This window comes from Sagittula sp. P11 (assembly GCF_002814095.1).
Classification (GTDB): Bacteria; Pseudomonadota; Alphaproteobacteria; order Rhodobacterales; family Rhodobacteraceae; genus Sagittula.
This window is the reverse complement of the sequence record NZ_CP021913.1, coordinates 2,999,065-3,022,971: the sequence shown is the minus strand read 5'-3', so window position 1 is coordinate 3,022,971 and position 23,907 is coordinate 2,999,065. Positions and strand designations below refer to the sequence as shown.

The 23,907-nt window shown below is 67.4% G+C and carries 26 protein-coding genes; 10 read left to right on the top strand and 16 right to left on the bottom strand.

Translation table 11 applies throughout. From position 1 onward, the window contains the following. The first annotated feature begins 2 nt into the window (after window positions 1-2). Together CDO87_RS14620 and CDO87_RS14615 are read left to right on the top strand one after the other, a co-directional pair. Window positions 3-1,013, top strand: a complete 1,011-nt coding sequence (locus tag CDO87_RS14620) for a D-cysteine desulfhydrase (RefSeq protein ID WP_100929456.1) — start codon at window positions 3-5, stop codon at window positions 1,011-1,013. Between the two features lie 82 nt (window positions 1,014-1,095). Then, window positions 1,096-1,782 (top strand): aspartate/glutamate racemase family protein, encoded by a 687-nt coding sequence (locus CDO87_RS14615; RefSeq protein WP_100929455.1) that lies wholly within the window; start codon window positions 1,096-1,098, stop codon window positions 1,780-1,782. A 244-nt stretch (window positions 1,783-2,026) separates the two neighbouring features. On the opposite strand, the gene CDO87_RS14610 is transcribed toward CDO87_RS14615, so the two are convergent. From CDO87_RS14610 to CDO87_RS14595, 4 genes are all read right to left on the bottom strand, one after another. Further along, a complete protein-coding gene (locus CDO87_RS14610) occupies window positions 2,027-2,389 on the bottom strand; it encodes an arginine transporter (protein WP_100929454.1) in 363 nt (120 codons plus the stop codon). An 86-nt stretch (window positions 2,390-2,475) separates the two neighbouring features. Further along, complete coding sequence (locus tag CDO87_RS14605; RefSeq protein ID WP_100929453.1) at window positions 2,476-4,032, bottom strand: sulfotransferase; 1,557 nt, start codon at window positions 4,030-4,032, stop codon at window positions 2,476-2,478. Window positions 4,033-4,113: 81 nt separating this feature from the next. Continuing rightward, the gene (locus CDO87_RS14600) at window positions 4,114-4,767 is read right to left on the bottom strand and encodes an MT-A70 family methyltransferase (protein ID WP_100929452.1); all 654 of its coding nucleotides are present in this window, start codon (window positions 4,765-4,767) and stop codon (window positions 4,114-4,116) included. A 2-nt stretch (window positions 4,768-4,769) separates the two neighbouring features. Then, window positions 4,770-5,360, bottom strand: a complete 591-nt coding sequence (locus CDO87_RS14595; RefSeq protein ID WP_100929451.1) for a BglII/BstYI family type II restriction endonuclease — start codon at window positions 5,358-5,360, stop codon at window positions 4,770-4,772. Window positions 5,361-5,674: 314 nt separating this feature from the next. Here CDO87_RS14595 and lepA point away from each other — a divergent pair, with 314 nt between their 5' ends. Beyond that, complete coding sequence (lepA, locus tag CDO87_RS14590; protein WP_100929450.1) at window positions 5,675-7,480, top strand: translation elongation factor 4; 1,806 nt, start codon at window positions 5,675-5,677, stop codon at window positions 7,478-7,480. A gap of 82 nt (window positions 7,481-7,562) precedes the next feature. On the opposite strand, the gene CDO87_RS14585 is transcribed toward lepA, so the two are convergent. Both CDO87_RS14585 and CDO87_RS14580 read right to left on the bottom strand, forming a co-directional pair. Next, window positions 7,563-8,054: an REP-associated tyrosine transposase gene (locus CDO87_RS14585; protein ID WP_100929449.1), complete on the bottom strand. Its 492-nt coding sequence runs from the start codon at window positions 8,052-8,054 to the stop codon at window positions 7,563-7,565. A gap of 131 nt (window positions 8,055-8,185) precedes the next feature. Then, a complete protein-coding gene (locus CDO87_RS14580) occupies window positions 8,186-8,566 on the bottom strand; it encodes a hypothetical protein (RefSeq protein ID WP_100929448.1) in 381 nt (126 codons plus the stop codon). Between the two features lie 232 nt (window positions 8,567-8,798). Between CDO87_RS14580 and CDO87_RS14575 the strand changes: the two genes are divergently transcribed. Next, entirely contained in the window at window positions 8,799-8,993 is a 195-nt protein-coding gene (locus CDO87_RS14575; protein ID WP_100929447.1) for a CTP synthetase, read from the top strand. Between the two features lies 1 nt (window position 8,994). On the opposite strand, the gene CDO87_RS14570 is transcribed toward CDO87_RS14575, so the two are convergent. Further along, window positions 8,995-9,450: a low molecular weight protein-tyrosine-phosphatase gene (locus CDO87_RS14570; protein ID WP_100929446.1), complete on the bottom strand. Its 456-nt coding sequence runs from the start codon at window positions 9,448-9,450 to the stop codon at window positions 8,995-8,997. 39 nt (window positions 9,451-9,489) lie between these two features. On the opposite strand from CDO87_RS14570, the gene CDO87_RS14565 reads away from it, so the two are divergent. Further along, the gene (locus CDO87_RS14565; protein WP_254698133.1) at window positions 9,490-10,182 is read left to right on the top strand and encodes an NAD-dependent deacylase; all 693 of its coding nucleotides are present in this window, start codon (window positions 9,490-9,492) and stop codon (window positions 10,180-10,182) included. A 36-nt stretch (window positions 10,183-10,218) separates the two neighbouring features. Here the strand turns inward: CDO87_RS14565 and CDO87_RS14560 are convergent, their stop codons facing one another. The 5 genes from CDO87_RS14560 to meaB form a co-directional block, all read right to left on the bottom strand. Further along, window positions 10,219-10,689 (bottom strand): copper chaperone PCu(A)C, encoded by a 471-nt coding sequence (locus CDO87_RS14560; protein ID WP_100929444.1) that lies wholly within the window; start codon window positions 10,687-10,689, stop codon window positions 10,219-10,221. A gap of 36 nt (window positions 10,690-10,725) precedes the next feature. Further along, window positions 10,726-11,085, bottom strand: coding sequence for a hypothetical protein (locus CDO87_RS14555; protein ID WP_157815004.1), 360 nt, complete (start codon window positions 11,083-11,085; stop codon window positions 10,726-10,728). A 99-nt stretch (window positions 11,086-11,184) separates the two neighbouring features. Further along, entirely contained in the window at window positions 11,185-11,472 is a 288-nt protein-coding gene (rpmB, locus tag CDO87_RS14550) for a 50S ribosomal protein L28 (protein ID WP_100929442.1), read from the bottom strand. Window positions 11,473-11,605: 133 nt separating this feature from the next. Beyond that, complete coding sequence (locus CDO87_RS14545) at window positions 11,606-12,397, bottom strand: alpha/beta hydrolase (protein ID WP_100929441.1); 792 nt, start codon at window positions 12,395-12,397, stop codon at window positions 11,606-11,608. Beyond that, window positions 12,394-13,356: a methylmalonyl Co-A mutase-associated GTPase MeaB gene (meaB, locus tag CDO87_RS14540; RefSeq protein WP_404944752.1), complete on the bottom strand. Its 963-nt coding sequence runs from the start codon at window positions 13,354-13,356 to the stop codon at window positions 12,394-12,396. Before meaB ends, CDO87_RS14545 begins: the two co-directional genes overlap by 4 nt. Before the next feature lie 262 nt (window positions 13,357-13,618). On the opposite strand from meaB, the gene hrpB reads away from it, so the two are divergent. From hrpB to CDO87_RS14525, 3 genes are all read left to right on the top strand, one after another. Next, complete coding sequence (gene hrpB, locus CDO87_RS14535) at window positions 13,619-16,096, top strand: ATP-dependent helicase HrpB (RefSeq protein WP_100929439.1); 2,478 nt, start codon at window positions 13,619-13,621, stop codon at window positions 16,094-16,096. Window positions 16,097-16,183: 87 nt separating this feature from the next. Next, window positions 16,184-16,384: a hypothetical protein gene (locus CDO87_RS14530; protein ID WP_100929438.1), complete on the top strand. Its 201-nt coding sequence runs from the start codon at window positions 16,184-16,186 to the stop codon at window positions 16,382-16,384. A gap of 104 nt (window positions 16,385-16,488) precedes the next feature. Further along, window positions 16,489-16,683, top strand: a complete 195-nt coding sequence (locus CDO87_RS14525) for a hypothetical protein (protein ID WP_100929437.1) — start codon at window positions 16,489-16,491, stop codon at window positions 16,681-16,683. Window positions 16,684-16,731: 48 nt separating this feature from the next. Here CDO87_RS14525 and argF read toward each other — a convergent pair whose 3' ends face one another. The 4 genes from argF to truA all read right to left on the bottom strand — a co-directional run bounded on the left by argF (window position 16,732) and on the right by truA (window position 21,316). Then, window positions 16,732-17,658, bottom strand: a complete 927-nt coding sequence (gene argF / locus CDO87_RS14520) for an ornithine carbamoyltransferase (protein ID WP_100929436.1) — start codon at window positions 17,656-17,658, stop codon at window positions 16,732-16,734. Between the two features lie 76 nt (window positions 17,659-17,734). Beyond that, window positions 17,735-18,916 carry an aspartate aminotransferase family protein gene (locus CDO87_RS14515; RefSeq protein ID WP_100929435.1) on the bottom strand — a complete coding sequence of 394 codons (1,182 nt, stop codon included), beginning with the start codon at window positions 18,914-18,916 and terminating at the stop codon, window positions 17,735-17,737. 217 nt (window positions 18,917-19,133) lie between these two features. After that, window positions 19,134-20,270, bottom strand: a complete 1,137-nt coding sequence (locus CDO87_RS14510; protein ID WP_100929434.1) for an amidohydrolase — start codon at window positions 20,268-20,270, stop codon at window positions 19,134-19,136. A 275-nt stretch (window positions 20,271-20,545) separates the two neighbouring features. Beyond that, window positions 20,546-21,316, bottom strand: coding sequence for a tRNA pseudouridine(38-40) synthase TruA (truA, locus tag CDO87_RS14505; RefSeq protein ID WP_100929433.1), 771 nt, complete (start codon window positions 21,314-21,316; stop codon window positions 20,546-20,548). Window positions 21,317-21,439: 123 nt separating this feature from the next. Between truA and CDO87_RS14500 the strand changes: the two genes are divergently transcribed. Both CDO87_RS14500 and CDO87_RS27495 read left to right on the top strand, forming a co-directional pair. After that, window positions 21,440-22,852, top strand: coding sequence for a YcjX family protein (locus CDO87_RS14500; protein WP_100929432.1), 1,413 nt, complete (start codon window positions 21,440-21,442; stop codon window positions 22,850-22,852). 2 nt (window positions 22,853-22,854) lie between these two features. Beyond that, window positions 22,855-23,835 (top strand): GNAT family N-acetyltransferase, encoded by a 981-nt coding sequence (locus CDO87_RS27495; RefSeq protein WP_308213930.1) that lies wholly within the window; start codon window positions 22,855-22,857, stop codon window positions 23,833-23,835. Window positions 23,836-23,907: the final 72 nt, after the last annotated feature.

Genomic DNA, 23,907 nt, shown 5'->3' with positions numbered 1-23,907 from the left:
CCATGAACCTCACCCGTTTCCCGCGCCTCCGCCTCGCCCACCTGCCCACGCCGCTGGAACCCATGCCAAGACTCTCGGCACTGCTGGGCGGGCCGGAACTCTGGATCAAGCGTGACGACTGCACCGGCCTCTCGACCGGCGGCAACAAGACCCGCAAGCTGGAATTCCTGATGGCGGAGGCGGTGCAGGAAGGCGCCGAGATGGTGATGACCCAGGGCGCGACGCAGTCGAACCACGCCCGCCAGACGGCGGCTGCTGCGGCCCGGCTGGGCCTCGGCTGCCACCTCCTGCTGGAGGACCGCACCGGCTACACCCACGAGAACTACCGCCACAACGGCAACGTCCTCCTCGACGTGCTGCACGGCGCCAGCATCGAACACCGCCCGGCGGGCGGCGACATGAACGCCGAGATGGAGAAGGTGGCCGAAAACCGCCGCGCCGGCGGCGCAAAGGTCTACACCATCCCCGGCGGTGGCTCGAACCCCACCGGCGCGCTGGGCTACGTGAACTGCGCGCTCGAACTCCTCGCGCAGGTGACGGAGGCGCACCTTGCCGTCGACCACATCGTGCACGCCACGGGCTCTGCCGGGACGCAGGCCGGGCTGGTCACCGGGCTGAAGGCGCTGAACGCGGGCATCCCGGTGCTGGGCATCGGCGTGCGCGCCCCGCAGGACACGCAGGAAAGCAACGTCTACAAGCTCGCCTGCGCCACCGCCGAGAAGCTGGGCTGCGCAGGCGTGGTCGGCCGCGAGGACGTGGTGGCGAACTGCGACTACATCGGCGACGGCTACGGCCTGCCCGCCGAAAGCACGCTCGAGGCCATCGACATCTTCGCGAAGACCGAGGGCATCCTGCTCGATCCGGTCTATTCCGCCAAGGGCGCGGCGGGCCTGATCGACCTGATCCGCAAGGGCCACTTCAAGGCAGGCGAACGCGTGGTCTTCCTGCACACCGGCGGCGCCATCGGCCTGACCGGCTACACCCATTGCTTCGAGAAGGCAGCGCGCGCATGACCCACCCGGCGGCCCCGATGATTTTTCTCGAAAAATCATCCAGCACCAAGACTTTTCGTCGAAAAGTCTTCCGCCGCCCGGCATGACGACGGTCGGCATCCTCGGCGGCATGGGGCCGCAGGCGACGATCCTTCTGATGCAGAAGGTGCTCGACGCGGTTCCGGCCCGTGACGACGCCGATCATGTACCTCTGATCGTCCACCAGAACCCCGCCGTGCCCTCGCGCATCGCCGCGCTGATCGAAGGCACCGGCCCCTCGCCCCTGCCCGCACTGCAGGCCATGGCGCGCGACCTGCAGGCCGCCGGGGCGGACGCCCTGGCCATGCCCTGCAACACCGCCCATGCCTATGCCGACGGCATCCGCGCCGCCTGCACCCTGCCCTTCCTCGACATGCTCTCGGAGACCGCGAAGGCGCTGGAGGGCAAGGGCCGGATCGGCATCCTCGCCTCCCCCGCGACCCGGCTGACCGGGATCTTCGACAGCTACCTCCGCCAGCCCTACGTGGCGCCCGAGGACGACGGCCCGGTGCTGGAGATGATCCGCGCGGTCAAGGGCGGCGCCTCGGCCACGGACATCGCCCCGGCGCTGACAAGGGCTGCAGAGCAGCTTCTGCCGCGCGCCGACCACATCCTGATCGCCTGCACGGAACTCTCCCTGGCGGCACCGCTGCTGCCGGACGACGTGGCCTGGACGGACAGCCTCGACTGCCTCGTGACGCGGATCGTGGAGGTCGCCCGTCCCCGCCCCGAGCAGGTTTCGCCGCGCTGACGCGCGACGACCCGCGCGCGCCTGCGGCGCGCGCGTAAGGTGTCAAATGTCCGGATATATCGGGGTTTCGGTCCACCTGTGTCGCGGCGCGGGCTATCACGCCGCGTGCTCGCATGCCCGATCTCGCCACCGCACCCCGGCCATCGCGCCGAGGCGAAGCGCGGCCAGCCTCCAAGGTGAAGGCCCGCGCGCACAGGCCCCAACAATCCCCACCGCCCGGCCGAAAGCCAGGCCGCGCCCAGCTTCAGAGGCCGGTGCAGGTCTGCTCTGCCCGTTCCGCGAAGACCTTGTAGCGCTTCCAGAATTCTTCGTGATGCGGGTTGTCCGACTGGCGTATTTCCTGCGCGCGGTGCGGGTCGGAAAAGAAGCTGGCGGCCATGCTCTGGTCGCCGCCCCTGAGATCGCGGTCGGCCACCGCCTGCACGCAGCCGCACAGCTGCACGTTGGCGGCCTTGCGTCCAGAGGACATGCACGCCCGTGCCACCTGCCCCGCGGCGAAGGCCGGGGCCACCGTCGTGTTGTAGCCCTTGTTCCGGTTGTCGCTCCGGCCACCGCCACATGCGGCCAGCGTCAGGCACAGCATCGTGCCCAGCAAGATCCTTGTCATTCCACCTGTCCTAACGGCCGGGTGTGGCTGTGCCATCTCTCCCGGGACTGCTCTGACGCCTATCATGCGTCAGATGCGCCGCGGTTTCAAGAATCCGCGATCTCCTGCAGGTGGTGAAATGCACCGTCGAGGTACGGTTCGTAGCGCCGCCACGACCGGGAACTGCCGGTATAGACCCGCCGTCGCACCTGCGCGGTGGAGGCGGTCTGCACCGCCCGCCGGTTCAGGTCGGGGCGCAGGCAGGCGGCGTCCCACGCCAGCCCGAGGTCCGCGATCAGCGCGCGCGTCTCCGCCTCCGGCGCTTTGACCAGCGCCTCGTAGTCCAGCCGCCGGATGCGTCCCGGCCAGCGCGCCCCCCAGAAGGCCATCAACTCGCGGTAAAGCCCGTGGTAGGCCGCCACGTCGTCCGGATCGTTGGCATAGCCCAGCCCCTCCGACACGAAGTAATGCGCGAGGTTGGACCAGCACACGGCCTCCGGCCGGCGGGTGACATGGACGATCCGCGCCTCCGGCAGGGCGGCGGCGATCAGGCCGATGTAGCGGAAGTTGTGGGGCATCTTGTCGGTGACGAAGCGCCGCCCCTCCGCCCGCAGCCCAACGCTCTGCAGGTAACTCTCGCGGAAGGCCGCCAGCGCCGCCGCGTCCGGCGCCGCCGCGCCCGACAGGAAGGGCTGCGCCAGCGCGTTCACCACGCCCAGCTCGCCCGCGCCCGTCACCTCCGGATGGGCAGAGACGATCTGTTCCGCAAGCGTCGTCCCCGACCGGGGCATCCCGAGGATGAAGACCGGCACCACCGCGCCCGCCTCCGCCTCCAGCGGGTCGAGGCCGCCGAAGACCTCGCGCAGCCGCGCGAACAGCGCCCGGTCCTGCGCGATCCCGTAACCCTGCCGGGCCTTGCGCAGGGCGTTGGCCTCCGACAGGCAGCGCCAGGCCTGCGCCTCCTTGCCCAGCCGGTCATAGGCGGTGAAAAGCGCCGCGCAGATCCGCATCCGTTCGGGCGGCGGGGTCAGCGGGTCGTCGGCAATCGCCCGCATCTGCCTGAGCTGCGCATCCTCCGCCGTCCAGGTCTTGGCCGCCGCGAGGTTCCTGTGCGCCTCCGCGAACCGCGGCGCCGCCCGGACCGCCTTGCGGAAGGCGGTGCGCGCCGCCTTCGCCTGCCCCTGCGCCTGCAACGCCACCCCGAGGTTGTTCATCGCCGCGGCGTTGTCCGGTTCCTGCCGCAGCACCTGCTCGCAGAGCGCCTGCACCTCCGCCATCTCGCCGCGGTAGAGCAGCACCGCCGCCAGTTCCACCATGGCCCGCGTCGCCTCGGGCGCAAGCGCCAGCGCGCCCCGCGCCCGCACCTCCGCCTCGTCGATCCGCTCGACCGCGCGCAGCGCGACAGAGTGGTTGGACAGCGCCTCCGACAGGTCGGGCCTGAGCGCCGCCGCCTGCCCCAGCGCCTTCTCCGCCTCCGCGAACAGGCCCAGCGCCAGCAGAACGCCGCCATAGATCTGCCAGAGCACGTAAGACGCCGGGAAGGCCTGCAACAGCTTGCCCGTCTCCTCCGCGACCACAAGGCTTTGCCCAGCGCCATGCAGGGCGACAAGCTGGTCGAGTATCTCCTGCGGCGGATCGCCGGCGATGGGAAAAGACTGCTGCATGACGCCTCCTTTCCCCCTGCCTAAGGCAGATGGGTAAAGACGGGCTTACCGGGGAATGGGACGGCGACTTTGCAACCTCTTTCAGGAGGCCTTATTTGCCCGCTTCGAAAGGGGAATAACCTTGGACTGTGAGTGGTTGGCGTATGTAGCCCATGTCGGAGCGTACTCGTCAGATTGATTGCCCCAAACAGTCCAGCCGGCACGAGGACCGCGCGCGAACAACTCCAGCCGCTCGCCAAAACTGCACCGCTCGATCAAATCATATTGTTCATCCGGCTTTCGGCTGTGCTCCCGTTTTTGAGCCGAAATGATGTTCTCTTGTGATCTCCCCGGTTGCAACGTACGCGCGTTTTTTCCGCGCGTACCGAACAGCAGAACTTCAGTTACATTCCTGAAATAGAAGCCAACCCCTCGCCGGTCTGGACCACCATCCTTTCGGATTTTGTACCAGATAAGGTTAGACTTATATTTGAAGCCCCAGTGCTCCATGACCTTCAAACCTTCAGGCAGAAGCGCATTTGGAACCCACAAATACAAATGCGCTGGATCACCTGCCACCGCTTCAACTGGCAAGTCGCAAATATCGTCAAGCGTCATGGTGGGATAACGTGCTAGCCGTTTGTGCTCTGGGGCCATCTTTCCAGTGCGGTTTTGAAACTGCCACGGTGGGTCTGCAAGAATGGTTTGGAATTTGCGCCCGGCCAATTCTTTCAAGAGATCGTCGCCTGCTGTCATCTTTATTCGTTCTCCCGATAGAGGCTCTTGCGGATGCCGAAGGTAAGGACCGGACAGCCCCCGGCTCCGCCACCTTCAACCTTCGCTACCAATTTTGATAAAATCGTCGTTGACGGCCCATACGACGATCCTCTGCCAAGATCGTTAAAAATCTCCTGTAGTTCATCCGCTCTCGTCACGACAACGCCGACATTGACCGTCCTCAGATGATACAACAGCCGAAAGTTGTTGAGGTCTCTATCATAGAACTCGGTCTTGTTGTTCCATTCGAGTTCTATGGCCACACCGTTCTTGTACATGTCAATTTTGTGGGTTGGAGTGTCGTACTCCTGATCGTCAACCGCAACGCGTGTATCAAATTTCTTTTCTTTCCATCCCTTAGACATGAAGAGCGTATCGAAGTCGTCAGCCAATTTGGTCTTCCGCCCTCCTCCTGCCGCGATGTATGATTTCTTTAGACGAAAGATGCTCAGTGCATTCATCAAATCAGACCACTCGTTAGGATGGTCTCCTGCCATGACTGCACTGGCGTGATGCCACTCCCCACAGAAGTAGTTTTCTCTCACAAAAGGTGGCAAACGATCGTTCAGCATCTAGTAGCTCGCGTGCGTGTACACTACTCTCTGTAGCGGTCATCGAGGTACTCTTGCAAGCGTCGCGGGAACTTTTCCGGAGTTATCGTAGGGTCGAGTTGCTAGGCTGGAAGCCAGTGGGCGCCAATTCAAGCAGCAAGCACGGACTTCTTGCGAATGCTCTGCTCCAACAGTCGCTCCCGGCAGTACGTCTCGGCAGGACGCCATCGGGGCTGCCTTACGCCGTCCTGCGCACAACCCTTGCCATTCCCCCCTTTCCAAGCCATATGCACCCATCAAACCCAAGCCCTTCCCCGAAGGACTCGAGCGCCCGCATGAGCACCCCCCAGAACCTGATCCGCAACTTCTCCATCGTCGCCCATATCGACCACGGGAAATCCACCCTGGCCGACCGGCTGATCCAGCTTACCGGCACCGTGGCCGAGCGGGACATGAAGGAGCAGATGCTCGACGCGATGGACATCGAGCGCGAGCGCGGCATCACCATCAAGGCGAACACCGTCCGCATCGACTATCCGGCGAAGGACGGCAACACCTACGTGCTGAACCTGATCGACACGCCCGGACACGTGGACTTTGCCTACGAGGTCAGCCGTTCGATGCGCGCCTGCGAAGGCTCGCTGCTGGTGGTCGACGCCTCCCAGGGGGTCGAGGCGCAGACGCTCGCCAACGTCTACACCGCCATCGAGGCGGATCACGAGATCGTCCCGGTCCTGAACAAGGTCGACCTGCCCGCCGCCGAACCCGCCCGCGTGGCCGAGCAGATCGAGGACGTGATCGGCATCGACGCCTCGAACGCCTGCCTGATCTCCGCCAAGACCGGCGTCGGCATCCCCGAGGTGCTGGAGGCCATCGTCACCCGCCTGCCCGCCCCGCCGGAAAAGGACCCCGACGCGCCGCTGAAGGCCATGCTGATCGACTCCTGGTACGATCCCTACCTCGGCGTCGTCGTGCTGATCCGCGTGATGGAGGGCACGATCCGCAAGGGCGACAACATCCGCATGATGAAGACCGGCGGCCGCTACGGCGTCGACAAGCTGGGCGTCTTCCGCCCCGCCATGCAGGACGTCAAGGAACTGGGCCCCGGCGAGATCGGCTTCTTCACCGGCTCGATCAAGCAGGTCCGCGACACCCGCGTCGGCGACACCATCACCACCGAGAAGAAGGGCGCGGAGACCCCGCTGCCCGGCTTCAAGCCGTCGATCCCCGTGGTCTTCTGCGGCCTCTTCCCCGTGGACGCCAACGACTTCGAGGACATGCGCGACGCGATCGAGAAGCTGGCCCTCAACGACGCCTCCTTCACCTACGAGATGGAGACCTCCGCCGCCCTCGGCTTCGGCTTCCGCTGCGGCTTCCTCGGGCTCCTGCACCTCGAGGTGATCCGCGACCGGCTCGAACGCGAGTACGACATCGACCTGATCACCACCGCGCCCAGCGTGATCTACCACCTCTACATGAAGGACGGGGAGAAGGTCGACCTCCACAACCCCGCCGACATGCCCGACATGACAAAGGTCGACCACATCGAGGAGCCGCGCATCAAGGCGACCATCCTCGTGCCCGACGACTATCTGGGCGACGTGCTGAAGCTCTGCCAGGACCGCCGCGGCATCCAGCTCGACCTGACCTACGCCGGGCAGCGCGCCATGGTGGTCTACGACCTGCCCCTGAACGAGGTCGTCTTCGACTTCTACGACCGGCTGAAATCGGTGACCAAGGGCTACGCCTCCTTTGACTACCAGCTCGTGGGCTACCGCGAGGACAACCTCGTCAAGATGCAGATCCTCGTCAACGACGAGCCGGTCGATGCGTTGTCGATGATGGTCCACCGCGACCGGGCCGAGATGCGCGGCCGCGCCATGTGCGAAAAGCTCAAGGACCTGATCCCGCGCCACATGTTCAAGATCCCGATCCAGGCGGCCATCGGCGGCAAGGTCATCGCGCGCGAGACTCTCTCTGCCCTCCGCAAGGACGTGACCGCCAAGTGCTACGGCGGCGACGCCACCCGGAAGAAGAAACTTCTTGAAAAGCAGAAGGCCGGCAAGAAGAAGATGCGCCAGTTCGGCAAGGTCGAGATCCCGCAGGAAGCGTTTATTTCCGCACTCAAGATGGACAGCTGAGGCTGTCCATCCCCCGTAGGGTGCGTGATTCACGCACCGGGTTGTCCGGATAGGCTGGTGAATGGTGCGTGAATCACGCACCCTACATCATAGCAATCGCGCCCGGCGTGAAACGCGCGTCCCGATGCACCGACGAGAACGGCCAATCCTCGGGACGTGTCACCAAGCCGTGTTTCACCGGGTTGATCCAACAATACCGGATCAATCGCGCAAGCTCCGCATCGTCGCGAACGTGGTGCTCCCAAAACCGTCTTTGCCAAATCCCGCGTTCACCGCGCGCTACATGGCTGGCGCGCCGTTGGCCCTCAGGCAGACCGTGAGAAAACCGGGCCTTGATCAATCGCCACCGCATTCCGTAATCGCGATCCCCGGCAGGCAACTGCCAGATGCAATGAATGTGGTCCGGCAACATCACCCACGCCTCGATCCCAAAAAGATGATCCTGCTTCGTTTGCCGCACCGCCTCTCGCAACCGATCTACCTCGCGCACCAACAGGTCATCTCCGCGCTCTGCCAGCGTCACGGTAAAGAACACGGTCGCGCCTGTGACATTGGGTCGAATGTATCGGGACATGCAGCACCCTCCCCGATCATTGTTAACGATCAGTCAACGTCGTAGGGTGCGTGATTCACGCACCAATGCTCCCCCGGGGCTTCGCCCGTCTTTCGGATGGACTGCCCCCCGGGCGCCCCCCCCCCCCCCACCTACCGCCAAGTCCCCCTCCTGACCCCATCGCTCTCCCACGGATCGAACCCCTCCTCCAGCAGCGCCCGCAGCATCCGTGTGCGCACCGCGCCGCCGGCGCCAAGGCCGCGTTCCAGACGGGCGCGGTCCTCTGCGGCCTGTATGCGCTTTGCCGCCGCGTGGGCCTCGTATTCGCGGTTCAACCCGTCCGCCTTCTCCTCCACCGAGGCGCCCAGCAGCGTGTCCAGCACCTTCACCTGGTAGAACGGAACCACGGCGCAACCGACGCGGCCGCGGCGTTGCAGCCAGAGCTGCCCGCCCGTCTGTTCGACGTAGCGCAGTTGCGCGGCGACGTTCTCGCGGAACTCCGTGATGCTCATTGCCCTGATCTCGACGTGCATGCGCCCTCCGATTCTCCGATGCCACATCCGGGGCACCCTGCCCCGGTTTTCGGCCAAGGGTTAAGAACCGGCCGGAAAGGCCCCCCGAACCGGCCGGGACTCACCATAAGGAATGGTAAACGGCGAAGGGTTAAGCCACCGGGCGCCCCCGGTTTGACGCAGGTCAACGCACAGATGAGAAAACCGGAATATACGAGATGTGGTAGGATTAACCCGATTTCAGGAGGTCTGAATGTTCCGCCTCGCCAGCATCCTCTACTCGCTGATCTCCACCTCGGTGGCCGGCAGCCTCATCATCGCGGCCCTCGTCGCGGGCTACGACACCCTCACCCCCATCGTCATCGCCGCGGCCATCGGTTTCGTGGTCTCGCTGCCGATCTCGTGGTTCGTGGCCAAGGCGCTCTACGGCCCGGCAAAGCCCACGTAACTCAACGGCTTAGCGCGTCCAGAAGGCCGTCCGCGCAGGCCTCAACCAGGTCCAGCGCGCCGTCGAAGTCGCGGGTGTAATAGGGGTCCGGCACCTCGGTCCAGCCGGAGCCTTCGGGCGCGAAGTCGGTGAAGAGCTTCACCTCCGCGCCCCCCTCCGGCCGCATCCGCCGCAGATTGGCCATGTTGTCCGCATCCATGGCGACGATCAGGTCGAAGTCGGTGAAGTCCTCCACCCGGACCACCCGCGCCCGCAACCCGGAGAGGTCGTAACCCCTTGCCTTGGCTGCGTTTTGCATCGGTCCATAGGGCGGCTCTCCGGCGTGCCAGTCGCCCGTCCCCGCACTGTCGAGATCGAGGTTAATGCCCCTCTGGGCGGCCTTAACCCTCAGCACCCCCTCGGCAGAGGGGGACCGGCAGATGTTGCCAAGACAGACGAAGAGGATACGCTGGGTCATGCGGCGACTATGCCGCGCGAAATCCCCACGGACAAGTCCATGACACAGAACGGGAAAATCGTGATCCTCACCGGCGCGGGCCTGTCCGCGGAAAGCGGCCTCGCCACCTTCCGTGACGAAGGCGGCCTCTGGTCGCAGCACCGGATCGAGGACGTCGCCACCCCCGAGGCCTTCGCCCGCAACCCGGATCTTGTGCAGGCCTTCTACAACGCCCGCCGCGCCCAGTCCCGCACCGCCCACCACAACGCTGCCCACGACGCGCTGGCGCGGTTGCAGCGGGACTACGGCGGAGAGGTCGTCATCGTCACGCAGAACGTCGACGGCCTGCACGAGAAGGCGGGCGCCCGGGTGATCCACATGCACGGCGCGCTCGATTCGGCGCTGTGCCACCGCTGCGATCACCGCTGGACCGCCCCCGACACGATCGACCGGGACACCGCCTGCCCCGCCTGCGGGGCCCGCAGCGCCCGCCCCGACGTCGTCTGGTTCGGCGAGATGCCGTACCACATGGACGAGATCGCGGAACACCTTGAAACGGCTAACATCTTCGCCTCCATCGGCACGTCGGGACAGGTCTATCCCGCTGCGGGATTTTCGCAGCTGGCGTCGGAATACGGGGCGGAGTGCATCGAGCTGAACCTCGAACCCACGTCAAACGTCTTTCACCAGCGGCGTCTCGGTCCGGCGACCCGGACCATTCCAGCCTGGGTCGAAGAGCTTATCGGCAGGTGAACGGGGCGGGCGGCGCCGAAGCGCCGCCGAACCTTCTCAGTTTCCCATGGACATACCGGCCCCGTGGCCGCCCATGTCCTCGCGCTCCAGATCGACCGGGATGTCCACGACCACCTCGCCGGCCTTCTCGAAGGTCAGCGTGACGGTCACCGTGTCGCCCTGCGCCATCGGGCGGGTCAGACCCATGAACATCACGTGATCGCCCCCGCGGGCCAGCGCGTGCATGTCACCGGCGGGCACGGCAAAGCCCTCTTCGACGTGCATCATCTTCATGACGCCCTCGCCCATGTCCTTGTGGGTGTGCAACTCGACCCGCGCCGCGATGTCGGAGGCGGCAGCGATCAGGCGGTCGCCCTCGGACCCGGTGTTGCGGATCACCATGAAGGCGGCCCCGGCCTTGGCCGTGGGGCTCGCGGCGCGGGCATAGGCGTCCACGACCTCGATATCGGCGAAGACTGGGGTGGCAAGGATCAGCGCAACCGCGCCTGCCAGAACGGATTTCATCATTTTCAGTACCTTTCCATTTGATGTTCAGACTTGAAATCAAAGGGAAAGCGGCGGCCCCCGCGCGGTTGCGGACGGCCTGTCGGCGCTGGTCAGGGCGGTGTCCCGAACATCGCCTGCAACGGCCTGCCAGACGAACGACACACCGTCCTCCGCCCCGGCGAGACCGACCGAGGCGAACAGCGCCATCATGCCGTCGTCGCAGAGGTGCACATGCCCCACCGCGTGCCCGTCGGCGTCCACGGCGACCTTGACCACGGTCAGGCCGCGGCAGATCTCCACGAGACCCACAGGCGTCGCCTGACCACGCGCCACACCGGCCGCGAAGCCGGTCATCGCCAGCACCACGATCAGCAGGGGGGCCAGAAGCCCGCGGGTCAGGGACATCATCCGTGTCATGCGCGCCTTATAGCCGGGCGGTTCAGGCGCGTCATGCGACAAAAGCAAACGACCCCGGATGTCTCCACCCGGGGCCGTCGCAATCGTCCTGCAAAGGAATCAGGCGGTTGCCTGTGCCTTCGCGATCTCTTTCTTGACCTTCAGGGCGCGGTCGGACAGCTCGGTGTCCTTCGCCTTGGCCAGGAACTTGTCCAGGCCACCGCGGTGGTCGACCGAACGCAGAGCATGCGCGGAGATGCGCAGCTTGACGCCGCGGCCCAGAGTCTCCGACTGCAGGGTCACGTCGTTCAGGTTCGGCAGGTAGCGCCGCTTGGTCTTGTTGTTGGCATGGCTGACATTGTTGCCAACCATCGGGCCCTTACCGGTCAGTTCGCAAACACGCGACATCGTTTCGTCCTCATTGTCAGTCGGCCAGAGCCTTGTCAGCCCCATACCGCGCCAATATCAAAGGGCGCCGCCCGTTTGAGGGAAGGCGCCCAGAATCTCGTTCTGCGGCTTCTAGGCATATGGAGCGGAGTCGTCAAGCCCTCTCCGTCAGGGCCTCTGCCTCGGCGTCTGCCCGTTGCGCCAGACCCTCGCGACCGCGGTAGCGAGCGACCTGCGCGAGGTTGCGCCAGTAGCTTTCGGACCGGCGCCGGACCATGCGGTGCACCCTGCCGATTTCACGCGGATCGGCAAGCCCCTCGGCCAGCATGGTCTTCAGCCAGTCGAAGCGCCCCCCCTGCCGGATCGCCCGGGTCGCCGGATGTCCGCCACAGGGCAGCATGACCAGCGTCAGCTGCGGGAAGAGCGCGCAGATCATCCGCCCGTGTGCGACGTCCCTGTTCTTGAACGGATCGACCAGCACCGCGCCGCGCACCTCCGTCGTGCGCCCCTCCAGATTACCGAGCGCCCCGTTCCAGCCCTCTGCCTCCGCCCGGTAGCGGCGGTCGAAGGGCACCACATCCGGGTCGATCGACACCTGCGGAGAGATCGCCAGCAGCCGGTCGACCTTCAACGTGCGGGCAAACCTGAGGGCACCGTAGCCGCCCATGGAAAACCCCATCGCCACCACCTCGTCGTAGCGGCCGACAAAGCGCGCGAGGGCCGCCTCGAGCGCTTCCGTCTCGTCGTTGATGAACCAGTCGTTGTCGCGGGACTGGATGTGCACATGCGCGAAGCTGCGGGTCACGAAGCCCATCACCGGGCGCGGCGTGTCGAAGCTGCCCGGGTCGCCGACACGTTGGCGGAAACTGACGAACAGCTTCTTCCTCCGGGGCCGAAAGACCGTCGCCTTCAGGCGGGTCCCGTCGAACACCGGATGCGGCTTCATTGGCCGAGGTGCTCCTCCAGCATCTGCCGGGCGGCGAGGCCGGGCGACAGGTTCCCCGCCGCGACCTCTGCCGCAAGCTCCGCCATCGCCTGCTTCGGCCCGGGTTCGCGCAGGCGGGCCAACAGGCCGTCGCGCACCTCCGCCTCGAACCAGAAACGCGCCTGTTCGGCCCGGCGCGCGTCGAAATGCCCGTTCTCGCGCCGCCAGTCCGCCAGCGCCGTCATCTCGGACCAGGCCGCGTCCAGCCCGTTCCGCTCGATGGCAGAGACGGTCATCGCCTTCGGGAAGCCCTGAGGGTCCTGCGGCCGCTTCCTGAGCAACCGCAGCGCCCCGGAATAATCGGCGCAGGTCCGCACCGCCTGCCGCTTCAGCTCCCCATCCGCCTTGTTGACCAGCAGGATGTCGGCCATCTCCATGATCCCGCGCTTCACCCCCTGCAATTCGTCGCCGCCCGCCGGCGCCAGCAGCAGAAGGAACAGGTCGCACATCTCGGCCACCATGGTCTCCGACTGACCGACGCCGACCGTCTCGATCAGCACCACGTCGAAGCCCGCCGCCTCGCAGAGATCAATCGCTTCCCGCGTGCGGCGCGCAACACCGCCCAGCTGGCTTTGCGCGGGCGAAGGACGGATGAAGGCGTTGCGTTCGCGCGACAGCCGCTCCATCCGGGTCTTGTCGCCGAGGATCGAACCGCCCGAGCGCGCCGAAGACGGGTCCACCGCCAGCACCGCCACCTTCAGGCCCTTTTCGATCAGCATCATCCCGAAGGCTTCGATGAAGGTCGATTTCCCGACACCCGGCGTTCCGGACAATCCGATTCGCAGGGCCTGACGCTCACAGCCCGCCAGTTCCCCCAAAAGCTGCGATGTCGTTTCCCGGTGCTCCGTCCGGGAGCTTTCGGCCATCGTGATCGCCTTAGCCAGGGCCCGGCGATCCCCGGCCAGCAAAGCCTCTTTCATCGCCTGGAGTTGAGCGCCCTGCCCGGCCTCTGCAACCTTCACCACCTGCATTCGCCTTTCGTTTTTCTTCCGTTCCGCGAAACCGCGATGTCCCAAAACCGGGTGCCCGGCCCCGAAAGGCCCGACCGCCTGCCGGGTCAGCCTCTGCGACGAAGTAAACGCAAACGCCGGGCGGAGTGAACCTGTCCGTTCATACCATCGCGGAAAAACTGAGGCGACCCGCCTCCCTTGCCTCAACACACCGCGTGTGGATAAGGGGCACATGTCCCAGACCCTGCCCATCGACGCCGCCCTGCCCGAGCTGATCGCCGCCCTGCGTGACAACGGCCGGGCCGTGCTGCAGGCCCCGCCCGGCGCGGGCAAGACGACGCGCGTGCCGCTCGCCCTGCGCGACGCGGGCCTGACCGAGGGCCGGATCGTCATGCTCGAACCCCGCCGGCTGGCCGCGCGCGCCGCCGCGCAACGGCTGGCCGAGCAACTGGGCGAACAGCCGGGCCAGACCGTCGGCTACCGCATGCGCGGCGAAAGCGCCGTGTCGAAGGACACCCGGATCGAGGTTGTGACCGAGGGCATCCTGACGCGGATGATCCAGTCCGATCCGGAGCTTGGCGGCATCGGCGCGGTGCTTTTCGACGAGTTCCACGAACGCTCCCTCAACGCCGATCTGGGCCTCGCGCTTTGCCTCGAAATCGCGGGTGCGCTGCGCGACGACCTGATCCTGCTGGTGATGTCCGCCACGCTCGACGCCGCCCCGGTGGCCGAACTCATGGGCGCGCCGGTGGTGACCTCCGAAGGCCGCGCCTACCCGGTAGAGCCCGTCTGGCGCGACACGCCCTTGCCGAAACAGACCCGCTTCGACGCCGCCATGGCCGACCTGATCGTGAAGGCCCATGCAGAGACCGAAGGCGGCATCCTCGCCTTCCTCCCGGGCGAAGGTGAAATCCGCCGGACAGAGGCGTTGCTGAAGGGCCGACTGCCCGCCGGCACCCATATCCGCCCCCTTTTCGGCGCCATGGACCTGAAGGACCAGCGCGCCGCCATCCGGCCGGAAACGGACGGACGCAAGCTGGTGCTCGCCACCTCCATCGCCGAAACATCGCTGACCATCGAGGATATCCGCGTCGTCGTCGACGGCGGGAAGGCACGTAGGGCGCGCTTCGATCCCGGCTCCGGCATGTCCCGGCTGGTGACGGAGCGCGTGACCCGCGCCGAGGCCACGCAGCGTGCCGGGCGCGCCGGGCGTGTCGCCCCGGGCACCGCCTACAAGCTTTGGACGAAGGGTGAGGAAGGCGCGTTAAGCCCCTTCCCCCCGGCAGAAATCGAGGCAGCCGACCTGTCGTCGCTCGTGCTGGAACTGGCGCTCTGGGGCGCGGAGGACCTGCCCTTCCTGACGCCGCCGCCCCCGGGCGCACTGTCGGAGGCGCGCGCGCTGCTCGAAATGCTGGGCGCGCTGGACGCCGAGGGCCGGATCACCGCGCACGGGCGTCAGTTGTCCACATTTCCGCTGCACCCGCGGCTTGCCCATATGCTTCAGACCTGCGGTCCATCTGCCGCTGAAACGGCCGCACTCTTGTCGGATCGCGATCCACTCACAGGAGCATCCACAGACTTGTCCCTGAGGCTGGAGGCGCTGGCCGATCCGAAACGCTTTCAGGAGACCCGCGCCATCGGTCTGCGCCGCCCCGCGCTCGACCGCATCCGGCAGGAAGCCCGGCGGCTCGCCAAGAGCACGAGGATAAGTGCCAAACGGGCTGGAACGGCAGGGGAATCCCGGGATACCGACAGGCACTGGTCCGCGGCGGAAATGGCCGCGCTCGCCTACCCCGACCGCATCGGCCTCAGACGCAAGGGAGACGCGCCGCGCTTCCAGTTGTCGGGCGGAAAGGGCGCGGTGATGGACGAGGCCGATCCTCTGGCCGGCGAACGGCTGATCGTCGTGACCGACACGGACGGCAACCCGCGCGAGGCCAGGATCCGGCAGGCCATCGCGATCTCGCTGTCCGAAGTGCGCACGCTCTTCGCCGACAGCATCGGCTGGGTCGATACATGCGCGTGGTCAAAACGGGAACGTCGCGTGGTCGCCCGCCGCCAGGAACGGCTGGGCGCCATCGCGCTCGACGACCGCGTCTGGAAGGACGCCCCCACGGATGCGATCTCCAGGGCGATGCTTGACGGCGTCCGCGACCTCGGCCTTGCACTATCCGGACCTGTCCACAGGTTCCTCGCCCGAGTGGCGCTGGCCCGCGAGGCCGGACAGGATCTGCCCGACATGTCGCCCGAGGCGCTGGTGGACGACCTCGAAGACTGGCTCCTGCCCTACCTCGACGGGGTGAAGACCGCCGAGGACTGGAAGCGGTTCGACCTTCTGCCCGCGCTGCGCGGACGGCTGGACTGGGGACAGATGCAGGCGCTCGACACAGCGGTCCCGGCGCATTTCACCACGCCGCTGGGTCGGCAGATTCCCATCGACTACTCCGGCGATCATCCGGAAATCTCGCTCAGGCTGCAGGAAATGTTCGGCCAGACGACCCACCCGATGGTCGGGCGGACGCCGCTGAAGGTCACGCTGCTGTCGCCGGCGCAGCGCCCGGTGCAGACCACCATGGACCTGCCCGGCTTCTGGTCCGGATCCTATGCCGACGTGCGCAAGGAAATGCGCGCGCGCTACCCTCGCCACCCCTGGCCTGAGGACCCGACAGAGGCCGATCCCACGCTGCGCGCGAAACCGCGCGGGACGTGAAATCGCCCCGTCAGCGCCGCAAAGACCTTGGACCGCGTTAACGGATGCCTCGCTAAGTGCCTGTCGCAGATCGCGAAAGGACATGACATGCCGATGTTCGCCCCCGAACCGCTGCGTTCGCACCTGGGACAGGCGCCACGCCGCCTCGTCCCCGTGCCGCATCTGCGCCCGGCCCACCGCGGCGAGACCAGGGACCTGAACCTGCTGATGGTGCGGGCCATGGTCATGGCCTTGGTGCCGGTGGTCTGGCTGGTCGCGGTCGTCTGGGCAGCCGAGCAGCTGTACTGACGGGCCTTGGCGCAGCCGTGGCCCCGTGGCCAGAAGGACACTCAGGGAAAATTAACCACGGCCCGGTAACGTTATGGCACCGGAAACCGAAAGAAGAGGCTGCCTTGACCGATTCCGCGCCCGATCCTGCCGAGCTTCCGCGCCGCATCGGCGCCACCGCCCCCTTCGTCGCCTATCGCGGCCCCCGCAGGTGGGAGGACCAGCACCCGGCGCGACCTCTGGTCTGGGCGCTGGTCTGGACGGTCGTCCCCGCCTTCTGGGCCGGCAGCATCTACTGGCTGGCGCAGGCGGTGTTCTGACGTAGGGTGCAGAATCTGCACCCTACGGGGTGTCGTGCAGGTGACGGATCAGCCGCCGACACACCAGCGCATGATCGCCTTCTGGGCGTGCAGACGGTTCTCCGCCTCGTCCCAGATGACCGAATGCGGGCCGTCCATGATCTCGGAGGTGACCTCTTCCTCGCGGTGCGCGGGCAGGCAGTGCATGAACAGCGCGTCGTCCTTGGCATGCGCCATGAGCGCCGCGTTCACCTGGTAGGGGCGCAGCATGTTGTGCCGCCGCTCGCGCGCGCTTTGCGCGTCGTGCATCGACACCCACGTGTCGGCGATCACGAGGTCGGCGCCCTCAACGGCCTTGGCCGGGTCGCGCTCGATGGTGATCTTGCTGCCCTGCTGCCGCGCCCAACCGACGAATTCCGGCTCCGGATCGAGCTGGACGGGACCGGAGAAGGTCAGGTCGAAGCCGAACTGCCCGGCGGCATGCAGGAAGGAGGCGCAGACGTTGTTGCCGTCGCCGCACCAGACCACCTTCTTGCCGGCGATCGGGCCGCGGTGCTCTTCGAAGGTCATCACGTCGGCCATGATCTGGCAGGGGTGCGTACGGTCGGTCAGCCCGTTGATGACCGGGACGGAGGCGTATTCGGCCATCTCCTCCAGCACGGATTCGTCGAAGGTCCGGATCATGATCATGTCGACATAGCGCGACATGACGCGGGCTGTGTCGGCGATGGTCTCGCCGTGGCCCAGCTGCATGTCGGAGCCCGACAGCACCATGGTCTGCCCGCCCATCTGGCGCACGCCCACGTCGAAGGAGGTGCGCGTCCGGGTCGAGGGTTTCTCGAAGATCAGCGCCACCATGCGGTTCTTCAGCGGCAGCTCGTCGTCGGGTTCCACTTTCGGCTTGCCCTTGCGCGCGTCCTTCACGGCCCGGGCGTTGTCGATGATGCCCCTGAGGGCATCCTTGTCGGTCTTGTGGATGTCGAGGAAGTGGTTCATCGGTCGAATTCTTTGCTCTTGCGGAGGAACCGGGGCGCTGCCCCGGACCCCGAGGGTATTTTTGCCAAGATGAAGATCAGGCGGCTTCGAAGGCGGTCGCGGCCTTGTCGAGGCGGTCGAGCGCCTCGGCGATTTCCGCCTCGGTGATGTTCAGCGGCGGCAGCAGGCGCACGACGTTGTCGGCGGCGGGCACGGTGATGACCTCTGCGGCGTAGCCCGCCTTCACCACGTCGGCGGCGGCGGCCTTGGCGGTGCACTTGAGACCCAGCATCAGGCCCATGCCGCGCACCTCCTCGAAGGTGTCGGGGTGGGCGGCGATGAGCCCTTCGAGCTTCTGGCGCAGGAGGCCCGCGCGGGCGTTCACCGTCTCGAGGAAGGCCGGGTCGGAGATCCGGTCGATCACCGCCTTGCCCACGGCGCAGCCCAGCGGGTTGCCGCCGTAGGTCGATCCGTGGGTGCCCGCGACCATGCCGCTGGCGGCCTCCTCGGTGGCCAGCACGGCGCCCAGGGGGAAGCCCCCGCCGATGCCTTTTGCGACCATCATGATGTCCGGTGTGATGCCCGCCCATTCATGCGCGAAAAGACGTCCGGTCCGGCCGACGCCGCACTGCACCTCGTCGAGGATCAGGAGCACGCCCTTTTCGTCGCAGAGCGTGCGCAGGCCTTTCAGGCACTGGTCGGGCAGCGGGCGGATGCCGCCTTCGCCCTGCACCGGCTCGATCAGGATCGCGGCGGTCTTTTCGGTGATCGCGGCGTGCAGCGCGTCATGATCGCCCCAGTCGAGGTGGATGAAACCGTCGAGCACCGGGCCGAAGCCCTTGACCATCTTCTCCGACCCGGAGGCCGCGATGGCCGCGGAGGACCGGCCATGGAAGCAGCCGGAGAAGGTCAGGATCTCGACCTTTTCCTTCTCGCCCTTCTCGTACCAGTACTTGCGGGCCATCTTGACCGCCAGTTCGCAGGCCTCCGTGCCGGAGTTCGTGAAGAACACCGTGTCGGCGAAGGTGACCTCGACCAGCTTGTCGGCCAGCGCCTGCTGCTGCGGGATCTCGTAGAGGTTCGACACGTGCCAGAGCTTCGACGCCTGCTCGGTCAGCGCGGCGACCAGATCGGGGTTGGCATGGCCCAGGGCGTTCACCGCGATGCCGCTGCCGAGGTCGAGGAATCGGCGCCCGTCCTCCTCGATCAGCCAGGCGCCCTCGCCCTTCACGAAGTGCAGGGGCGCGCGGTTGTAGGTCGGCAGAACGGAAGGGATCATGGCTCATGTCCTCTGGAAATAGAGGTCCGATTGGTGGCAAGCCCACAGGCTTTAGTCAAGACGGACCGGTTCTCGGGAAGGTGACGCAGGACGACGGGCGCACCGGAAAGGCACGCGGAGAAGAGCTCAGGCTCGTCGGATGATCGTCTTTTGCATCATGGCGCGTCTTTGACCGGTTCCGGCGCGGAAAGCAAGCGATTTGAGAGGGCGGCCCTGTTCAGCGCGCGGCGAAACCGGCGGCGGCGCGCAGGAAGATGTCTGCGCCGGTGCCGATCAGTGCGTCGGGGAAGTCGTAGTCGGGGGCGTGCAGCGGCGGGCAGGTTTCCCCCGCCCCGAGGAAGAGCATCGCCGCCGGCATGTCCGCGCCGAAGCGGCCGAAGTCCTCGGAGGCGCGCATGGGCATTCCTTCGGACACGCGGCGGCAGCCCTGGGTGGCGCGCTCCAGCAGGGCGACGGCCTCGGGCGCGTTCACGCAATGACCGAAGGCCTCGTGCACCGTGATGTCCGCGGTCAGCCCCGTGGCGGCCCTTGCAACCAGCGCGCGGGCCTCCGCCTCCAGCGCGGCCATGCGGTCGTCGAAGAGGGTGCGCAGGGTCACCATGATCTCGCCCTCGCCCGGCGCCACGCCGAACGCCGGAACGCCCAGCCGGGCGTGGGTCACGGTCGCCAGCCGGAAGTCGGGATGTTCGGTCGGCAGGTCGCGGCTCAGCGCGCCGAAATCGGCGATAAGCCGGGCCAGCGCCAGACCGGGAGAGACGCCCTTTTCCGGCTCTGATGCGTGGGCCGTGCGTCCCGAAAGGCGCACGCGCAGCCCGCGCGAGGCGCAGTTGACCGGCCCCTCCTGCAGCGCGACGGCGCCCAGCGGCAGGCCGGGCATGTTGTGCAGCGACACCGCCATGTCCGCGCCGAGCGTGTCGAAGCGGGCATCCTCGATCACCGCGCGGGCGCCCTGCCCGGTTTCCTCGGCGGGCTGGAACAGCAGGATCACGCGCGTGTCGGGCGGCTGCCGCGACAGGACGCGGGCCACGGCGTACAGCACCGCCATGTGGCCGTCGTGACCGCAAAGATGCGCCACGCCCTCGCGTTCGGAGCGCCAAGCGGGCTGCCCGGTCTCGACGATCGGCAGCGCGTCCAGTTCGCAGCGGATCAGCAGGCCGCGGTCGCCCGTGCCGAAGGTGGCGGCAACGCCGGTGCCGCCAAGGCCGGTGGTCAGCGCGGCGGGCTGGAGCGCCTGCAGGTGGTCGGCGATGATCGCCGCGGTGGCGGATTCCTCGCCCGAGAGGTCGGGCGCGCGGTGCAGCCTGTGCCGCAGGTCGCGCGCAGCGGCGATGTCCTCTTGCGTGACGCCTGTCATGGCCGTTCTCCCCGGTTGCCGTTGTTTGCGGTCATCCCATCACGGCGGGCGAACGGGTGCAATAACCGCGGCCCTTGGCGCTTACGGCATGACCGACCCTGGAACCGGATCAGCGCCGTGTTGGCGGCAATCCCCAGCCCGGCCACCAGCGGCAGCGGCAGCGGATGCCGCACGAACAGGACGCGCACTTGGCAAGACCTCCGAGAACTGCACGGCCGACTGGGACAGACGCGCTTAACAGCCAGTTGACCGACACGCGCACAACCAAATGGCGCTTACCCCCCGAACGGGTCCTCCGGGTAGCCGACACCTGTCAGGTACAACCCCTGCGGCGGGCAGACCGGCCCGCAGGCGGCGCGGTCGCGGGCCTCAAGCGCCTCGCGCACCCGTTCGGGCGTCCAGGCTCCGGCGCCAACCCGCTCCAGCGTGCCGACGAAGGATCGCACCTGGTTGTGCAGGAAGGACCGGGCGCGCAGAGAGAACCGGACCTCCGGCCCGGCGGGACCGTCCACCGCCTCGATCTCCAGCGAATCCAGCGTCTTGACCGGCGATTTCGCCTGGCACATCACCGACCGGAAGGTGGTGAAGTCGTGCCGCCCCACAAGGTAGGCCGCGCCCGCGCGCATCGCTTCCACGTCGAGCGGATGCATGACCCGCCAGACCTGCCCCTCTTCCAGCGTGGCAGGCGCACGGCGCATCAGGATGCGGAACAGGTAGCGCCGTTCCACCGCCGAGAACCGCGCGTGCCAGTCGTCGGCCACCCGCGCGCAGGCCCGGATCGCCACCGGCGCGGGCTTCAGATGGAAATTCAGCGCCTCCGACAGCCGGAACGGATCCCAGTCCTTCGCCATGTCGCACTGCGCCACCTGCCCGCGCGCATGCACGCCCGCATCGGTGCGCCCTGCCCCGGCGATGGTGAACGGGCCGGGCTCCAGCCGCGCCAGCGCCTCCTCGATGGCCTGCTGCACCGAAGGCTGCGCCGCCTGGCGCTGCCACCCCGCAAACGGGCGGCCATCATATTCCACGAGCAATGCGTATCTTGGCATGTGCGCCGCTTAGCGCGGCCCGCGGGCGGCGTCTACACCCGCACGACCGGCAAGACCAAGCAAGACACTGGCAGCGGCCGCCTCAGCACCCTAAGTTCAGAACGAACAACTGCAAAGGCTCCCATGGTCCTGACCACTCTCGCCGACGGCCTCGCCCGGGGCATAGACAGCGCAACCAGCACGATCTCGGAGACCTTCTTCGAACCCACCCTGCGCCTCGGTGTGACCGGGCTGTCGCGGGCCGGGAAAACGGTGTTCATCACCTCGCTCGTGGCGAACCTGATGGACCGCGCCCGGATGCCGGGGCTTGTCGCGCAGTCCGAGGGCCGCATCCTCACCGCCTTTTTGCAGCCGCAGCCCGACGACACCATCCCGCGTTTCGACTACGAGACCCACCTCGCCGCGCTCACCGCGCGCGAACCGCGCTGGCCGGACAGCACACGCGCCGTGTCGGAGCTGCGCCTGTCGCTGAAGGTGCGTCCGCAGGGCCTCCTGTCGGGACTGCAGGGCCCGCGCACCCTGCACCTCGACATCATCGACTATCCCGGCGAATGGCTGCTGGACCTCGGCCTGATGGAGAAGTCCTACGCCCAGTGGTCCGAACACATGCTGGACCGCATGACCCGCCGCCCCGATCCCGGCGGTTTCCTGCCCATGGCCACCACCGAGGCGGCGGAGGCGAAGCTCGACGAACCCGTGGCGCAGCGTCTGGCCAAGGCCTACACGGAGGCGCAGAACGCCGCCCGCCGCGACGGCTTCTCCGACTGCGGGCCGGGGCGCTTCCTTCTGCCCGGCGACCTGGCCGGCTCCCCCGTCCTGACCTTCGCGCCCCTGCCGCCGGTCAATGCATCGCGCGGCTCGCTCTACCGGGAGTTCGAGCGCCGCTTCGACGCCTACAAGTCCCGCGTGGTCAAACCCTTCTTCCAGGACCACTTTGCCCGGCTCGACCGGCAGATCGTGCTGGTCGACGCGCTCGGCGCGATCCATGCAGGCCCCCGCGCCGTCGAGGACCTGCGGCGCACGCTGGCCGACATCCTGACCGCCTTCCGCCCCGGCGCCTCGTCCTTCCTGACGCAGCTCTTCCTCGGACGGCGGATCGACCGCATCCTCTTTGCCGCGACCAAGGCCGACCACCTGCACCACACCCAGCACGCCCGCCTGACCGCGGTGATGGAGGCGCTGACCCGCGACGCCCGCGACCGCGCACGTTTTGCCGGGGCCGACACGCAGGCCCTGTCGCTCGCCGCCCTGCGCGCCACCACCGAAGAGGTCATCGCCCACGAGGGCCGCGACCTGCCCTGCGTGCGCGGCACCCTGCTGGACACTGGCAAGCGCGCGGCCTTCTATCCCGGCGAATTGCCGGAGGATCCCGCGCACCTGCTGTCCCCTGCCCGCGAAGGCGCCTCCGAATGGCTGGGGCAGGATTATTCCATCATGTCCTTCGCTCCCGCACCGCTGACGTTGAAACCCGGCGAGGGCCCGCCGCACATCCGCCTCGACCGCGCCGCCCAGTTCCTGATCGGAGACCGCCTGTGACGATGACTGCCATGACCCGCGAACCCACCTCCTCCCGCAACGAAGGGGGACGGGACGAGCCGAACCCCGACCTGCCGCCGGAGCAGCCTCCCTCGGAAGAGCCGGGTACGCCCGCCCCCGACCTGCCCGATCCGCGGCCCGAAGAGGTGCCCGACGCGCCCGAACCGGACCTGCCGCCGGACACGCCCCCCGAGGAGGTCCCGGACGACCTGCCGGGCGTGCCCGATCCCTCCGATCCCGGCCACGACCTGCCGCCGGACGCACCGGACGAAGTGCCCGGCACGCCCGAACCGGACCAGCCCGGCAACCCGACAGAGATCCCGGGCACCCCGGCGCCGGACCTGCCGCCGCAGGAGATCCCCTCCGAGGTCCCCGGCCTGCCCGGCGACCCCGGCCCTGCGCCCGGTCCGATGCCCGGTCCGATCGTCAGCCTGCGTCCGGGCCATCCGCTCGACGCGGGCCGTGTCGGCGACATGATCACCCGCGCGGTGGCGGGCCAGCCGTGGATGCCCCGGCTCCACACCGGCGCCGAGGACATCGCCCACGCGGGCCGCATGATCGACAAGGGCTGGGTCACGGTGGCCGAGGTCGACTACACCCCCGCGGGCTTCATCGCCCGCGACGGCGGCTACATCCACAGCCTCTACATCGCCGCCGAGGCGCAGGGCAGCGGCATCGGCACCCTGCTGCTCGACGACGCCAAGGCGAAGTGCGACAGCCTCGAACTCTGGACCCTGCAGGCCAACCGCGGCGCGCAGCGTTTCTACCGCCGCGAAGGCTTCCGCCCGGTGGAGGAATCGGACGGCGATCACAACGAGGAAGGCCTGCCAGACATACGCTTTCTCTGGACGCGCGCGGACATGGCCGAGGACGACACCGGGGACAAGGGCAAGACTGCCGAAGGCGGGACGGCCGGGGCATCCGGCACTGGCACCGGCAAGGACGCGAAGGCCACGTCAGACAGGAAAGACACCACCGGCTGACCGCACCATCCGCACCGGGCCGCCCGATTTCGCGGGCCGGATTTCGCAGGCCGAAACTCACGGGCCACCCTC